Source organism: Yersinia sp. Marseille-Q3913 (genome assembly GCF_963892745.1).
GTDB classification, from domain to species: domain Bacteria; phylum Pseudomonadota; class Gammaproteobacteria; order Enterobacterales; family Enterobacteriaceae; genus Yersinia; species Yersinia bercovieri.
Genome location: NZ_CAWQAF010000025.1, coordinates 31,765 through 47,741 on the forward strand (window position 1 = coordinate 31,765; position 15,977 = coordinate 47,741).

The window sequence follows — 15,977 nt, forward strand, 5'->3', positions numbered from 1 at the left end:
ATGGCATGAACCCGCTGGTCTATTTTTCCAGTTCTTCACAGAACACCCACCGTTTTATCGGGAAGCTCGAGCTCCCTGCGATACGCATCCCCATTGCGGGAACGCGGGAAAAATTACGGCTTGAGCAACCCTATATTTTGTTAGTACCCAGTTATGGCGGCGGCAGCCCGGTAGGCACAGTGCCGATTCAGGTCATTCGTTTTCTCAATGATCCCCATAACCGTTCACTGATTCGCGGTGTCATTGCCGCGGGTAACACTAATTTTGGCGACGCCTACTGCCTGGCGGGGAAAATCATCTCCCAAAAATGTCAGGTGCCTTATCTGTATCGTTTTGAACTACTGGGTACAGCTGAAGATGTAGCAAACGTGCGCAAGGGAGTAACTGAATTTTGGCAACGACAGAACTGAAAATCACTGATCCATCCAACAGTGAGCTCGATTATCACTCACTGAATGCGATGCTGAACCTCTATGATGCTGACGGGCATATCCAGTTTGATAAAGACCGACTGGCAGCGCGGCAATATTTCTTGCAACACGTCAATCAAAACACCGTGTTCTTCCATAATTTGCAGGAGAAACTCAACTACCTGATTGAGGAAGAGTATTACGAGAAAGAGGTACTGGATCAGTATGACTTCAGCTTTATCAAGAGCCTATTCCAGCAAGCTTATAGCAAAAAATTCCGCTTCCCGACTTTCCTTGGCGCGTTTAAGTATTACACCAGCTATACCCTGAAAACCTTTGATGGCAAGCGCTATCTGGAGCGCTATGAAGATCGCGTTTGCATAGTTGCGCTGACACTGGCGGCCGGTAACCCACAACTGGCGCGGGAGTTGGTCGAGGAGATAATCTCTGGCCGCTTCCAACCCGCCACCCCAACCTTCCTCAATTGCGGCAAAAAGCAGCGCGGTGAACTGGTCTCCTGCTTCTTGTTGCGCATTGAAGACAATATGGAGTCCATTGGTCGCTCGATAAATTCGGCGCTGCAATTATCTAAACGTGGCGGCGGTGTGGCTTTCCTGCTGAGCAATATTCGTGAAGTCGGTGCGCCTATCAAGCGGATTGAAAATCAGTCCTCCGGTGTCATTCCCATCATGAAAATGCTGGAAGATGCTTTCTCTTACGCCAATCAACTGGGGGCGCGACAAGGTGCGGGGGCCGTCTATCTCCATGCCCATCATCCCGATATTTTGCGTTTTCTCGATACCAAACGGGAAAATGCTGATGAAAAAGTGCGCATTAAAACCCTGTCATTGGGGGTGGTTATCCCAGATATCACCTTTGAGCTGGCGAAGAATAATGAGGAGATGTACCTATTTTCGCCTTATGACGTAGAGCAGGTTTACGGTGTGCCGATGTCAGAGATCAGCATCAGCGAAAAATACCGCGAAATGGTTGATAACAAACGCATCCGTAAAAGCAAGATCAAGGCACGCGAGTTCTTCCAGATCCTGGCAGAGATTCAATTTGAGTCCGGCTACCCCTATATGATGTTTGAAGATACGGTGAATCGCGCCAACCCAATCAAAGGCCGGATCAATATGAGTAATCTGTGCTCAGAGATCTTGCAGGTTAATTCACCTACCGAATATAACGACGACCTCAGCTATCGTCATATTGGCAAAGATATCTCCTGTAATTTGGGTTCGCTGAATATCGCCCACACCATGGATTCACCAGACTTTGGTAAATCCATTGAAACCGCCATTCGTGGATTAACCGCAGTCTCTGACATGAGCAATATTCGCTCAGTACCCTCGATTGAAAAAGGCAATCAGGAGTCCCACGCTATTGGCCTCGGGCAGATGAATCTGCACGGTTATCTGGCGCGCGAGCGCATTTTTTACGGCTCAGAAGAGGCGCTGGATTTCACCAATATCTACTTCTATACCGTGGTGTACCATGCAATCCGGGCATCTAACCTGCTGGCAATAGAGCGCGGTTGCCACTTTAAGGGCTTTGATGAGTCAGCTTATGCTTCGGGTCGCTATTTCACTAAATATATCGAACAGCGCTGGCAGCCTAAAACCGCCAAGGTAGAGGCGCTGTTTGCCGACGCGGGCATTACAATTCCCGACCAACAAGATTGGGCCGCACTGCGCCAATCCGTGATGGAGCACGGCATCTATAATCAGAACTTACAGGCCGTGCCGCCTACCGGCTCAATTTCATATATCAATCATTCAACATCAAGCATTCACCCAATTGTCTCTCCGATTGAGATCCGCAAAGAGGGCAAGATTGGCCGCGTCTACTATCCCGCACCTTATATGACCAACGACAACCTTGAGTATTATCAAGATGCTTATCAGATAGGGCCGGAGAAAATCATCGATACCTACGCCGAGGCGACTCAGCATGTCGATCAGGGGCTATCACTGACACTCTTCTTCCGCGATACCGCCACCACCCGCGATATTAACAGAGCACAGATATATGCCTGGAAGAGAGGGATTAAAACTATTTATTACATTCGGCTGCGTCAGATGGCGCTCGAAGGCACGGAAGTCGAAGGTTGTGTTTCCTGCTCGCTGTAAATGAATAAAATCGGGTTAATAAGGAAGTCACTATATGAACGCAGTAAAACCGATAACACGCATCAGCGCCATTAATTGGAATAAAATTGAAGACGATAAAGATCTGGAAGTCTGGAACCGCTTGACGGCTAATTTCTGGCTGCCGGAAAAAGTCCCGCTGTCCAATGATATTCCCTCTTGGGCAACACTGACCCCCAATGAGCAGCAACTGACAATTCGTGTTTTCACCGGGTTGACTCTGCTGGATACCATTCAAAATACGCTGGGAGCACCAGCGCTCATTAAAGACGCCATTACCCCCCATGAGGAGGCGGTATTTTCGAATATTAGTTTTATGGAAGCGGTACATGCCCGCTCCTATAGCTCCATTTTTTCGACACTTTGCATGACATCTGATGTGGATGATGCCTATCGCTGGAGTGAGGAAAATGGCCCGCTACAAAAGAAAGCCGATATTATCCTTCAGCATTATCATAATGATGACCCGCTGAAGAAGAAGATTGCCAGTGTATTATTGGAATCATTCCTATTCTATTCCGGATTCTATTTACCGATGTATTGGTCTAGCAGAGCTAAATTAACCAACACCGCTGATCTTATTCGGTTGATTATTCGTGATGAAGCAGTGCATGGCTATTACATCGGCTATAAATTCCAGAAAGGCCTAGAGAGAGTCGATAATAGTCGCCGTCAGGAAATAAAGAATTTTGCCTTCGATTTGCTGCAAGACTTATATGATAATGAAGTGCGCTACACCGAAGACCTTTATGATAAGGTCGGCTGGACAGAAGATGTCAAAAAATTCCTACACTATAATGCCAATAAAGCATTAATGAATTTGGGTTATGAAGCATTATTCCCCGCCAGTCAGGCTGCGGTCAACCCGGCTATTTTGGCGGCATTATCGCCAAATGCAGATGAAAATCACGATTTTTTCTCTGGTTCTGGCTCCTCTTATGTGATCGGCAAAGCGGTCAATACCGAAGACGAAGATTGGGATTTTTAAGCTTTCTCACTCTTTATCTTCCTCCCTTTGTCAGAGCATAAAAAAAGGGGGATCAAGACTAACAGGCAGCCGTGTTGAGGTTGCCTGTTTTTTTTCTGCTATTACCCTCCAATTTCACCCTAAATACCCCCCATCGACCCCACCCTATTTTTGCCTGTTCAACGGCCAGGATAAGTAGCAGAATTTGAAATTATTATCTCGCGATACATTTGGCGACAGACCAGAGCATTAGGGGGGATCAGCCCATCTCGCATGGCCAACAAAAATACCCTATTAGCCCTGCTAGCCACACATCTACAGAGCTGAATGAGAGTCAATTTTCAGGAAAGATATAATCAATAATGATACTAAATAATATTAGCTATATATGCGTAATATTTATACCAATAATCGGCTAATTAGCCATTACTCTCACCGACAATATTAGACAGCTTATCAGAGCCAAAAAGGCACAATATTAACGCATGTAAATCAATCATTCTAAAAGATATATATTGAAACAGTGACCGTTGCGCATTTGATTATAAGGATATTGAGGGTTGTCTCAGATTCTCACTGTGTTAGGGTATATGGCGCTCTATTTTTTCATCAGGATGACATCGATCGAATAAACATAATTCAAAATTGACAGAGGGATATACCAGCTGCATGGCAATTAAACTCGAAGTAAAGAATCTATATAAAATATTTGGTGAGCATCCCGAACGGGCTTTTAAACTGCTTGAATCAGGCAAGAATAAAGAGCAGATATTTGCCAAAACAGGTTTGTCCGTTGGCGTTAAAGATGCCAATCTGGCCATTGAAGAAGGCGAGATATTCGTCATCATGGGATTATCCGGCTCCGGTAAATCCACCCTGGTACGCCTTCTCAATCGTCTGATAGAACCTACTCGTGGTGAAGTACTGATCGACGGCGAAGATATTGCCAAAATATCGGATAGCGCCCTGCGCACTGTTCGCCGTAATAAGATCAGTATGGTCTTCCAATCCTTTGCATTAATGCCCCACTTGAATGTCCTTGATAATACCGCATTCGGCATGGAGTTGGCTGGCGTCCCTCAACAGGAGCGCCACGAAAAAGCCATGGAAGCTTTGCGTCAGGTGAGTCTAGACAGCTACGCCTACTCTTATCCCGATGAGCTTTCCGGCGGGATGCGGCAACGTGTCGGCTTAGCCCGCGCGATGGCCAACAACCCCGACATCTTATTGATGGATGAGGCTTTTTCCGCCCTCGACCCATTAATCCGCACCGAGATGCAAGATGAGTTGGTCAAGTTACAGGCGAAACAGCAAAGAACCATCGTCTTTATCTCCCATGATCTAGATGAGGCCATGCGCATTGGCGATCGTATTGCCATTATGCAAGGCGGCGTGGTCGTACAGGTCGGCACCCCAGATGAGATACTGAACAATCCGGCCAATGACTATGTGCGCACCTTCTTCCGTGGCGTTGATATTAGCCACGTCTTCAGCGCCAAAGATATTGCGCGCCGACGTCCAGTCTCTTTGATCCGCAAAACACCGGGTTTCGGCCCTCGTTCAGCATTAAAACTGCTTCAGGATGAAGACCGCGATTACGGCTATGTGCTGGAGCGCGGGCAGAAGTTTATTGGCGTGGTATCGATAGATTCACTGAAAAAAGCGTTGGCTGAAAACCAGTCGTTGGATAGTGCCTTGCTGGCTGATCCCGCACCGGTTCCCGCAGACATGCCCCTCAGTGAGCTGATTTCACTGGTTGCACAAGCCCCCTGCGCGGTGCCGGTGGTCGGTGAAGACAACAGCTATATCGGTATTATTTCCAAGGCCATGCTGTTACAGGCCCTAGATAAGGAGACGCCAAATGAGTGATCAAATCCAGATCAACGATCAAACCGTCAGTAACCCGTGGGCCACGGATGCGGCGGCATCGACTGCCCCTGCCGTCACTGACACCGCCCCTCAGAGCCTGTCAGCCGCGGCTGACCCTTGGGGAGCCAGTATGGCCGAGGGTAGCCATGCCGCAGGGAGTGCCGGCCACGAGGCTGCTGCTCAGGCGGCACAGAGCCAAGTGGCCAATACCGACTGGTTGAACAGCGCACCGGCGGCGGCACCTGAACATTTCAGTCTGATGGACCCGTTCCACGCCACCTGGTTGCCACTGGATTCATGGGTCACTCACGGCATTGACTGGGTGGTGCTGCACTTCCGCCCACTGTTCCAGGGCATTCGTGTACCGGTCGACTTTATTCTCAGCGGCTTCCAGCACTTGCTATTGGGTATGCCGGCACCGGTGGCGATTTTGGTTTTCGCTCTGATCGCCTGGCAGTTCTCCACCTTAGGGATGGGCGTGGCGACACTGGTCTCACTGATCGCCATCGGCGCTATCGGCGCGTGGTCACAAGCCATGGTGACACTGGCGCTGGTTCTGACCTCGCTATTCTTCTGCATCCTTATCGGGCTACCACTCGGGATATGGCTGGCGCGTAGCAATAATGCCGCACGTATTATTCGGCCACTGCTGGATGCCATGCAGACCACGCCAGCCTTCGTCTATCTGGTGCCCATCGTCATGCTATTTGGTATCGGTAATGTTCCGGGCGTCGTGGTCACCATTATCTTTGCGCTGCCGCCGATTGTTCGCTTGACCATTTTGGGCATCAAACAGGTGCCAGAAGATCTTATCGAAGCCGCAGAGTCCTTTGGTGCCAACCCACGCCAGTTACTGTTCAAAGTACAGTTACCCCTGGCGATGCCAACCATCATGGCGGGTGTGAACCAGACCCTGATGCTGGCGCTGTCGATGGTGGTTATCGCCTCAATGATTGCCGTCGGCGGTTTAGGTCAAATGGTACTGCGCGGTATTGGTCGTCTGGATATGGGGCTGGCAGCTGTCGGCGGAGTGGGCATCGTGATTCTGGCGATTATTCTTGACCGCCTAACCCAATCATTAGGCCGAGATCGCCGCAGTAAAGGTGTTGGTCGCTGGTATGCCATCGGCCCGATTGGACTACTCACCAAACCATTTCGTAACAGCAAATAACTTTAAATAATCACACTCAATATTATACCCAAAGTCATTGGCGTTGCGGCAAGGCAGCAAGCGAGTAAATCCCGATGAGCTTACATAAGTAAGTGATTCGGGTGCGCGAGCGCCGCTAACACAGCAGCAGCGTCAAGGACGAAGGGAATAAGGGGAATATTATGCGTAAGACAGGAATTTGGGTGTTAGCCCTCACCACTCTGATCAGCACTCAGTTATCCGCCGCAGAATTGCCGGGTAAAGGCGTTAGCGTCCAACCGCTGCAAAGTACCATTTCGGAAGAGACCTTCCAGACCTCGTTGGTCAATAAAGCGCTAGAGAAGCTCGGTTATGACGTCCAGCCAACCAAAGAGGTTGACTACAATGTCGCCTATGCTTCCATTGCCGCAGGTGATGCTACCTATCTGGCGGTAAACTGGGAGCCGCTACATAACGACCAATACGCCGCAGCCGGTGGCGATGCCAAGTTTTATCGTCAGGGTAACTACATTGAAGGGTTGGCGCAGGGCTACCTGATCGACAAAAAAACCGCCGATAAGTACCACATCACCAATATGGAGCAGTTAAAAGATCCGAAAATCGCCAAGTTGTTTGATGCCAATAATGATGGCAAAGCCGATCTCACCGGCTGCAACCCAGGCTGGGGCTGTGAAGCACCGATTAATCATCAAATCAAAGCTTACGGCATGAGCGACACTGTGACCCATAATCAGGGCAACTATGCCGCCATGATTGCCGATACCATCACCCGCTACAAAGAGGGTAAACCGATTCTTTATTACACCTGGACACCCTATTGGGTCAGTGATGTCTTAGTACCGGGGCGCGATGTGGTGTGGTTGCAGGTGCCGTTCTCTTCCCTGCCAGATAAAACTATCGACACCCAACTTTCTAACGGTGCGAACTATGGTTACCCACCGAGTGTGATGCATATCGTCGCCAACAAAAAATGGGCTGAAGCCAACCCTGCTGCCGCTAAGCTGTTCTCTGTTATGAAATTATCGATTAATGATGTGAATGCTCAGAACATGCGGATGCATGCCGGTGAATCATCAGATGCCGATATCGAACGCCATGTGAACGGCTGGATCCAGGCTCATCAGGCCACCTTTGATGGCTGGGTGAATACCGCCGCACAAGCAGGAAATGCAAAAATAACCCAATAAAAATTGATATCTCTCCCGAAGAACTTGGAGTTGCAGGTAGGCAGCAAACAGAGGCGAGGTCCATGGATAGGCCAACTAACAAGCTTAGTGCCCCGCGGCTTCAAGTACTAAGGAGATAAAAACAACGAAGCCCTGAGTTATTGCTAACTCAGGGCTTCTGAATGTTGGCGGTGCGGACGGGACTCGAACCCGCGACCCCCGGCGTGACAGGCCGGTATTCTAACCGACTGAACTACCGCACCACGCTGCTGTTCCGGTTAAGAACGAGACGAATACTACGTATCGAAGGTACTGGCGTCAACACTTTTTCTAGCAAAATAAGCTGGTTGCGCAGTTTTTCATCGGGTGTCGCTCTATTCTGCGTTTGCGCTACCTTCCGATTCAAGCGGCATCCGCCACAGACAGCTACCCCCCTTTTTCATCACTAAATCGAGGCGCGACTCATGGGCCGCCAATTCATCCTCTGCGGCATAAATAATTTTCAGCCCAGATGCTGGGCGGGTAATGCGCTGAATATCGTCGGAAGAGTCATTCTGTGACTGATCACCTTCCATTGAGAAAGTGAGCGACGTCTGACCGCCAGTCATCGCCAGATAGACTTCTGACAGAATTTCGGCATCAAGTAGCGCGCCGTGCAGTGTTCGCTTGGTATTATCGATCAGGTAGCGATCGCACAGCGCATCGAGGTTATTACGCTTGCCGGGGAACAGGCGGCGCGCCATTAACAGGCTATCGGTGATGGTACAGAAGGTCTCCGTTTTCGGAATATCCTGCTGCAACATGCGGAACTCATGATCCATAAAGCCGATATCAAACGCCGCATTATGGATGATTAATTCTGCACCACGAATAAACTCAAGAAATTCAGGCGAAATATCAGCAAACGTCGGCTTATCCGCCAAAAACTCATCGCTAATACCGTGAACACCATATGCCTCTGGATCGACCAGACGATCGGGTTTCACATACACATGGAAGTTTCTGCCGGTCAGACGGCGGTTGATCACTTCAACTGCGCCGATCTCAATAATCCGATGGCCTTCATAATGAACGCCCAGCTTATTCATACCGGTGGTTTCAGTATCCAGAACAATCTGTCTGGTCGGTGTAACGATCATATTGCCAGTGCTCATAGCGCTCGTTTATGTCAGACTTAACGTTTAAACAGATAGGAAGAGTCTACCAGAGATGACTAAGCAGGTAGAGATTTTCACCGACGGATCTTGCCTTGGCAATCCGGGACCCGGTGGTTACGGCGCAATTTTGCGTTACAAGCAGCATGAAAGAACCTTTAGTGCTGGCTACTATTTGACGACCAACAACCGCATGGAACTGATGGCTGCCATCGTCGCGCTTGAGGCTCTGACCTCACCTTGTGAAGTGACACTCAGCACTGATAGCCAGTATGTGCGCCAGGGCATCACTCAGTGGATCCACAACTGGAAAAAGCGCGGCTGGAAAACCACCGATCGCAAACCGGTACGTAATGTGGATTTATGGCAACGTCTGGATTTGGCGATCCAAACCCATATCGTGCAATGGGAGTGGGTAAAAGGCCATGCTGGCCACCCGGAAAACGAACGTTGCGATGAACTGGCCCGCCAGGGCGCGAATTCACCGACGTTAGAGGATACCGGCTATATTCCTAATTAATACGTTGCCGCCAAATCAGGGCTGATCGCGATAGCTTTTGGTCGCACCAACGGCGCGGCTGAACCAAGGTTTACGCGCACCGAACTTCATCGGATTGAACGTCAGTGGAATGGTGCGTTTACGGGCGACAATCAGGCTAACGCAACCTAATGCCGGCAAGTGGGTGCTAATAAAGCGCCCACCTTCTTTATGCCAGGGTAAAACGTGACAGCGCGACAAATGCATAACTTCATAATTTAGCAGACTCAGCCAATCCAGCAAACGCATCTGGGTAAACATCCGGCTAACATAGGGCTGCCGCTGGCGTAATATGGGGATCAACTTCCCTGCACCCAGCATACTCATTGGATTAAAGTTACTGATAACCAGCCAGCCGTCGTCGATAAGCACCCTATCCACCTCACGTAAAATGCGGTGTGGATCAGCGGCATAAGCTAAAGTGTGGGATAGCAAACAGGCATCCACTGATTTTTCAGCGAAAGGTAACTGGTACGGGCTGGCGAACACCTGCATGTTTTTGCCTCTTTCCCCCACATTAACCTGATGGGAGATAACGCATTTATCGCTGGCAATTTCGGCACTTAAATGGCCTATTTTCAGTAAGTGAAAACCAAAGAATTTGGGCCACCAAGGCTGCAACTGCTGCTCAATTACCGCGCGATAATACTCCCCCCAAGGTAACTCAGCCCAGGATGTGGGGGCATCAATCTTTCGGCGCGTTTGTGCTGGTTTCATGTTTCTACCCAATAGATTTCAAGGTGCGAGAAGGCGGCAAGCAAATAACTCGGGTGAACCAGAGTCGCCAACACACCTGCAATTTGAAAGATAACGGGGATATCATCTTCTTTCAAACAGTTATCGACAAAAGAGGTACTCAATGAATCTTATCAGCATTCCGGCATTTCAAGACAATTACATTTGGCTATTGGTAGACCCACAAAAACAGTGCGTCATTGTTGATCCCGGTGAATCAGCCCCGGTACTGGCAGCCCTGAGCCAAGGCCGATTCACACCTCAGGCCATCTTACTCACCCACCACCATCACGATCACGTCGGCGGTGTTGCTGATTTACGTCGTCATTTCCCGGATATTCCGGTCTATGGACCACAGGAAACGGCGAACAAAGGCGCAACAATTATTGTAAATGGGGGTGATAACCTGACAATCGGTGAGCAAAACTACCGCGTAATTGCCGTACCCGGCCATACCATCGGACATATTGCATACTACAGCAAACCTTATCTTTTCTGTGGCGACACCCTATTCTCCGCTGGCTGCGGCAGGTTATTCGAAGGTACGCCAGAGCAAATGTACACGTCAATTCAACAGCTCGCGCAACTCCCTGATGAAACCTTAATTTGCAGCGCGCATGAATATACTCTCGCAAATCTTAAGTTTGCCCGTTCACTGTTACCGTTAGATCAAGATATAGCTACATATCAACAACAAATCATGCAATTACGGGCAAAAAACCTACCCAGCCTACCGGTAAAATTGCAATTTGAGCGTAAAATTAATGTTTTTTTACGCTGTGATGACGTTGATTTACAAAGAGAAATAGGCGTAATCTCGCCACCAGACACACTTGTCTCAGTTTTTTCCGAATTACGTGCCCGGAAAGACCGCTTCTGAGCTTTTAGTTGTGTTTTTTGTCGAAGCAAAGTATGATTGCTCGTCTTTTAAGCAACTACATTGACACACACATGAAGACCAAAGCGATATTACTCGCCTCAGTCTTGCTTGTTGGGTGCCAGACGTCCAAGACGGATGTGAAGGCCCCCGTACAGCATGCACAGAGTTTGTCTTCGGCAGGTCAAGAGAGTGAAGCAGGAGAGTACACAAATAGCGCCCGAGTGGGCAGCGCGCGATGGCTGGATAGTGAAAGTGGTCTCGCGCAGCAAGATTTGTGGAACTTCATTAGCGACGAGCTGAAGATGAAGGTTCCGGAAAATTCCCGGATCCGTGAACAGAAGCAAAAATACTTAAAAAATAAGAGCTATCTCCACGATGTAACATTACGGGCAGAGCCGTACATGTACCTGATAGTCGAGCAGATTAAGAAACGTAAGATGCCGATGGAGTTGGTACTGCTACCCATAGTGGAGAGCGCTTTTGACCCTCACGCGACATCATCCGCCAACGCCGCAGGGCTATGGCAGATAGTGCCGAGTACAGGTCGAAATTATGGCTTAAAACAGAACCAATGGTATGACGGCCGCAGAGATGTGGTTGCTTCTACCAAAGCAGCGCTTGATATGATGGAGCGCCTGAACAAGATGTTTGACGGTGACTGGTTATTAACAGTTGCTGCTTATAACAGCGGTGAAGGCAGAGTCATGCAAGCGGTGAAGGCCAATAAGGCAAAGGGTAAACCGACGAACTTTTGGGCATTGTCGCTTCCACGTGAAACGTCAATTTATGTTCCAAAAATGCTGGCCTTGGGTGACTTAATCAAGAACAGCAAAAAGTACGGTATAACCTTACCTGAACCCGACAAAGACCGTGCATTGGCGCGTGTTGATGTTGGTCAGCAGATACAGCTAACTCAGGCGGCTGAGATGGCGGGGATGTCACTCACAAAGTTGAAATCCTTTAATTCTGGGTATAAGCGCAATGTAACGGCACCTGATGGACACGGTCCTCGTTATATAATGTTGCCGAAAGCCCATGCTGAGCAGCTTAAAGATTCATTGGCAGATACTGATATTGCCGCAGTTCAACCCACCAAACTGGCGCAGAACAGCACAAAATCAGCATCAAGTTCGCAGTATAAAGTTCGCCCCGGCGATACCTTATCTACGATTGCCAAGCGGTTGAATATCAAGACCAGCGATTTGCAGAGTTGGAACAACTTACGTGCCAAGAGCACCTTAAAAGTTGGGCAAACCCTGCAACTGGCAAGCAATACAACCAGCAACAGTATCACCTATCAAGTTCGTAAAGGTGATTCCTTTGCCAGTATTGCCAAGCGTCACGGTGTAGACACCAACGATGTGATGCGATGGAATTCGGTAGTCAGCAAAGCTAATAATTTACAGCCAGGCTTAAAATTGACGTTGTTCGTTGACGGCAAATCGACCCCGGATACGTAGAGCTAGAATCGCTATTAAAGCTGTTAAAAAGCACCCTTCGGGGTGCTTTTTTTATGGTTCGAATTCAACCAGCAGTGGGTTGTGATCGGAGGCTCGAGTCACGAGTACCGATGCATCAGCCAGCGTTAGCCCGCGATAAAACACAAAATCAAGGGGCCGACCAAAAGCACGACTGCGAAGATCAGTGCGGAACTTCACCTCATCCAGACCCGCATCTTGGGCAAAACGCTGCAAAGCATTAACCCGCTGACGGCTCCAGGCGTTGAAATCTCCCGCCAGAATAACCGGACCGCGATGCATCGCAATTTGTTCACCAATGGGCTCGAGTTGTTTACTGTAGACATCGACGCCAAGACTGAAATTCACGGCATGAATGTTCACTACCATCAATAAGCGGCCATCATGAATTGGGTAAACGGTGACTAATGCCGACTTAGACAAGCGCAGTAGTGGTTCACGCTCACGCAATGGGCAACAGTAAACTGGGTGAGTAGCTGCTAACGTCATGACGCCAGAGGGATGCTGAGGCAACGCAAAGGCAGGAACCTGATCTGCGGCCTGATAATGGGATGTAGCGAACCTCACCAGCTCGGGTGTTGTTTGTGCTTCTTGCAGTAACATCAACTGAGCATCGCGCCCGAATTCTTTGAGAACAGATAACCACTCGGCCCGCTGTTGTTTAAAGATATTCCACACCATCACACGCAGGAATTCAGAGGTAGGCAAGGGTGCACCTGGCGGTAACCCCTGCCCTAACTGCGTTGCTGAACCGGGGAAAATCTGTTCAACCGGTTGACCTGCAACATACCGCATTGCATATGTTCGTTTCGGCACTTTGATAGCCTATTCCTTATTCGAAATCACGTTGGCTTTTGAGGTTACTGCCGCCGATGCTCCACTGATTATACGCCCAGATGTTCCACTCAGTAATCTCTTTTGCCCACGACATCACTTGATATTAGGATGCACAAGGAGAGATTCAATTTATGTAATTCATAATGCACTAATAAGCCTTGAATTGATAAAAAACCCACAAACTAAACGGCAAAAGCTCCTCACCTCCTCGGCGACAGCAATACTTGATTTATAATCAAGAGTTTTATGCCTAATACCGTATTTTTTGTTGATAGCACTCTTGCCATAATTCATTCAGTTTTCATCGAGCTGATCATGCAGAGCGTTATGGTCGATAGATAATTCTCAATGACAGCTAAAGATAAAACCATTATCAGCAAAAAAAGGAATTGTAATGAGCGTACCTGCATTCGGCCTGGGAACTTTCCGCCTTCAAGATCAAGTTGTTATTGATTCCGTTAGCCAAGCGTTGAAATTGGGCTATCGTGCTATTGATACAGCACAAATCTATGAAAATGAAGCTGCCATTGGCCAAGCTATCGCACAAAGTGGCATCAAACGTGATGAGCTATTTATCACCACCAAAATCTGGATTGCTAATTTAGCGCAAGGAAAATTGATTCCTAGTTTGCAAGAGAGCTTACAGAAGCTGAAAACCGACTATGTGGACTTAACATTAATTCACTGGCCATCACCAAATGATGAAATAACTGTTGCTGAATTTATGGCTGAGCTAATGAAGGCCAAAGAGATGGGGTTAACGCGTCAGATTGGGATTTCTAATTTCACCATTGATCTAATGAAACAGGCAATTGCGGCGGTGGGCGCAGAGGCCATTGCGACCAATCAGATCGAGCTATCGCCTCTATTACAGAATAGAAAAGTGGTTGAATTTACAAAGGAAAATGGCATTGCAATTACCTCTTACATGACTCTAGCCTATGGTAAAGCATTGGAAGAGCCGGTCATCAAAGTGATTGCTGAACAACATGGCGCAACCCCCGCACAAGTCATTTTAAGCTGGGCGATGCAATTGGGCTACAGCGTTATCCCGTCATCAACCAAAGAGGCTAATTTGGCCAGTAATTTACTGGCACAGAAGTTGCGTTTAAGCGCAAAGGATATGGCACTGATCGCAACGTTGGACCAGGGGGAACGTCTGGTTAGCCCCGATGGTCTGGCACCAAAGTGGGACGTGTAGCTCGCTAAGTACAAACTGAACCCCACTCTTTCGTGGGGTTTTGTCTTTTTAGCGACCACAGGTCGCGTACGCGATATTCATTCCCTGTGACCTGCTCCCCGTTGATTAGTACACCCCGATGTTAGTAATGTCTTCATAAGCCACATGAGGACATCTCCATGAAGAAGCGTTTTTCCGACCAACAGATCATCAGTATTCTTGGCGAGGCTGAAGCCGAGGTTTCAGCCCGTGAGCTCTGCCGCAAGCATGCTATTTCAGACGCCACCTTCTACACCTGGCGCAAGAAGTTTGGCGGCATAGAAGTGCCGGAAGTTAAGCGGCTTAAGTTACTTGAAGAGGAGAACGCCCGACTCAAGAAGCTGCTCGCCGAAGCAATGCTCGATAAGAAGGCGCTTCAAGTGGCTCTCGGACGAAAGTACTGACGACAGACCAGAAGCGGGAAGCCGTGGAGTTGATGTGTGGTGCGACCGGTCTGTCGCAACGTCGTGCCTGCAGACTCACAGGTTTATCCCTTTCGACCTGCCGCTATGAGTCTCAGCGTCCGGCTGCTGATGCTTATTTATCAGGGCGCATCACTGAACTGGCGCTTGAACGCAGGCGTTTTGGTTACCGGCGCATCTGGCAGTTACTGCGTCGGGAGGGCTTTCACGTCAATCACAAGCGGGTATACCGCATTTACCACCTTAACGGCCTGAGCGTAAAACGCAGACGACGTCGTAAAGGGCTGGCGACCGAGCGGTTTCCGCTTCTGCGCCCGGATACGCCGAACCTGTCCTGGTCGATGGATTTAGTCATGGACGCACTGGCCACCGGTCGCAGGATCAAGTGCCTGACCTGCGTGGATGATTTCATGAAGGAGTGCCTGACGATTACCGCCGTTTTCGGGATTTCAGGCGTGCAGGTCACGCGTATTCTGGACAGCATTGCGCTGTTTCGCGGCTATCCGGCGACGATAAGAACCGTTCAGGGGCCGGAATTTACCTGCCGCGCACTGGATCATGGGCCTTTGAGCATGGCGTGGAGCTGCGGCTTATCCAGCCGGGCAAGCCGACCCAGAACGGATTTATTGAGAGTTTTAACGGACGCTTTCGCGATGAATGCCTGAATGAGCACTGGTTCAGCGATATTTTTCACGCCAGGAAAATCATTAATAACTGGCGGCAGGATTATAACGAGTGCCGTCCTCATTCATCGCTGAATTACCAGACTCCAGCTGAATTTGCAGCTGGCTGGCGAAACGGGAAATATGAAGAAAAACCAACCGACATTACTAACTGAAGGTTGTATCTAATTCTGGGGGCAGGTCACCTGCTAGCCGTTAGGATAGTCATTTTTACTTTTACACGCAGCAAAAACCCCACGCTTTTGGCATGGGGTCTCGGCTTGATTTGATGCCTGGCAGTGTCCTACTCTCGCATGGGGAGACCCCACACTACCATCGG

13 protein-coding genes, 1 tRNA gene and 1 pseudogene are annotated in these 15,977 nt (G+C 49.0%); 11 read left to right on the forward strand and 4 right to left on the reverse strand.

Annotation, left to right across the window (positions count from 1 at the left end):
• Nucleotides 1–5: 5 nt before the first annotated feature.
• From nrdI to proX, 6 genes are all read left to right on the forward strand, one after another.
• A complete protein-coding gene (gene nrdI, locus AACW11_RS12230; RefSeq protein WP_212586802.1) occupies nt 6–410 on the forward strand; it encodes a class Ib ribonucleoside-diphosphate reductase assembly flavoprotein NrdI in 405 nt (134 codons plus the stop codon).
• Nucleotides 392–2,542 (forward strand): class 1b ribonucleoside-diphosphate reductase subunit alpha, encoded by a 2,151-nt coding sequence (gene nrdE, locus AACW11_RS12235; protein WP_212586803.1) that lies wholly within the window; start codon nt 392–394, stop codon nt 2,540–2,542. The genes nrdI and nrdE overlap by 19 nt, the downstream gene beginning before the upstream one ends.
• Before the next feature lie 34 nt (nt 2,543–2,576).
• Nucleotides 2,577–3,548 carry a class 1b ribonucleoside-diphosphate reductase subunit beta gene (nrdF, locus tag AACW11_RS12240; protein WP_212586804.1) on the forward strand — a complete coding sequence of 324 codons (972 nt, stop codon included), beginning with the start codon at nt 2,577–2,579 and terminating at the stop codon, nt 3,546–3,548.
• Between the two features lie 648 nt (nt 3,549–4,196).
• Entirely contained in the window at nt 4,197–5,396 is a 1,200-nt protein-coding gene (gene proV, locus AACW11_RS12245; RefSeq protein WP_005275920.1) for a glycine betaine/L-proline ABC transporter ATP-binding protein ProV, read from the forward strand.
• Nucleotides 5,389–6,567 carry a glycine betaine/L-proline ABC transporter permease ProW gene (gene proW / locus AACW11_RS12250; protein WP_212586805.1) on the forward strand — a complete coding sequence of 393 codons (1,179 nt, stop codon included), beginning with the start codon at nt 5,389–5,391 and terminating at the stop codon, nt 6,565–6,567. The genes proV and proW overlap by 8 nt, the downstream gene beginning before the upstream one ends.
• Nucleotides 6,568–6,728: 161 nt before the next feature.
• Nucleotides 6,729–7,733, forward strand: a complete 1,005-nt coding sequence (gene proX, locus AACW11_RS12255; protein WP_212586806.1) for a glycine betaine/L-proline ABC transporter substrate-binding protein ProX — start codon at nt 6,729–6,731, stop codon at nt 7,731–7,733.
• 165 nt (nt 7,734–7,898) lie between these two features.
• On the opposite strand, the gene AACW11_RS12260 is transcribed toward proX, so the two are convergent.
• A tRNA-Asp gene (locus AACW11_RS12260) sits at nt 7,899–7,975 on the reverse strand.
• A 111-nt stretch (nt 7,976–8,086) separates the two neighbouring features.
• On the reverse strand, nt 8,087–8,851 hold the full coding sequence (gene dnaQ / locus AACW11_RS12265) for a DNA polymerase III subunit epsilon (RefSeq protein ID WP_212586814.1): 765 nt from the start codon (nt 8,849–8,851) through the stop codon (nt 8,087–8,089).
• Between the two features lie 70 nt (nt 8,852–8,921).
• Here dnaQ and rnhA point away from each other — a divergent pair, with 70 nt between their 5' ends.
• Entirely contained in the window at nt 8,922–9,386 is a 465-nt protein-coding gene (gene rnhA, locus AACW11_RS12270; protein ID WP_212586807.1) for a ribonuclease HI, read from the forward strand.
• A gap of 15 nt (nt 9,387–9,401) precedes the next feature.
• On the opposite strand, the gene AACW11_RS12275 is transcribed toward rnhA, so the two are convergent.
• On the reverse strand, nt 9,402–10,121 hold the full coding sequence (locus AACW11_RS12275) for a class I SAM-dependent methyltransferase (protein ID WP_212586808.1): 720 nt from the start codon (nt 10,119–10,121) through the stop codon (nt 9,402–9,404).
• Between the two features lie 142 nt (nt 10,122–10,263).
• Here AACW11_RS12275 and gloB point away from each other — a divergent pair, with 142 nt between their 5' ends.
• Complete coding sequence (gene gloB, locus AACW11_RS12280; RefSeq protein WP_212586809.1) at nt 10,264–11,019, forward strand: hydroxyacylglutathione hydrolase; 756 nt, start codon at nt 10,264–10,266, stop codon at nt 11,017–11,019.
• Between the two features lie 71 nt (nt 11,020–11,090).
• Nucleotides 11,091–12,479, forward strand: coding sequence for a murein transglycosylase D (gene mltD / locus AACW11_RS12285; protein WP_071840467.1), 1,389 nt, complete (start codon nt 11,091–11,093; stop codon nt 12,477–12,479).
• 51 nt (nt 12,480–12,530) lie between these two features.
• Here the strand turns inward: mltD and AACW11_RS12290 are convergent, their stop codons facing one another.
• Complete coding sequence (locus AACW11_RS12290) at nt 12,531–13,313, reverse strand: endonuclease/exonuclease/phosphatase family protein (protein ID WP_071984916.1); 783 nt, start codon at nt 13,311–13,313, stop codon at nt 12,531–12,533.
• A 415-nt stretch (nt 13,314–13,728) separates the two neighbouring features.
• On the opposite strand from AACW11_RS12290, the gene dkgB reads away from it, so the two are divergent.
• Both dkgB and AACW11_RS12300 read left to right on the forward strand, forming a co-directional pair.
• The gene (gene dkgB, locus AACW11_RS12295) at nt 13,729–14,535 is read left to right on the forward strand and encodes a 2,5-didehydrogluconate reductase DkgB (protein WP_212586810.1); all 807 of its coding nucleotides are present in this window, start codon (nt 13,729–13,731) and stop codon (nt 14,533–14,535) included.
• 158 nt (nt 14,536–14,693) lie between these two features.
• Nucleotides 14,694–15,813 (forward strand): annotated as a pseudogene (locus tag AACW11_RS12300) (IS3 family transposase).
• The last annotated feature ends 164 nt before the right edge of the window (nt 15,814–15,977 follow it).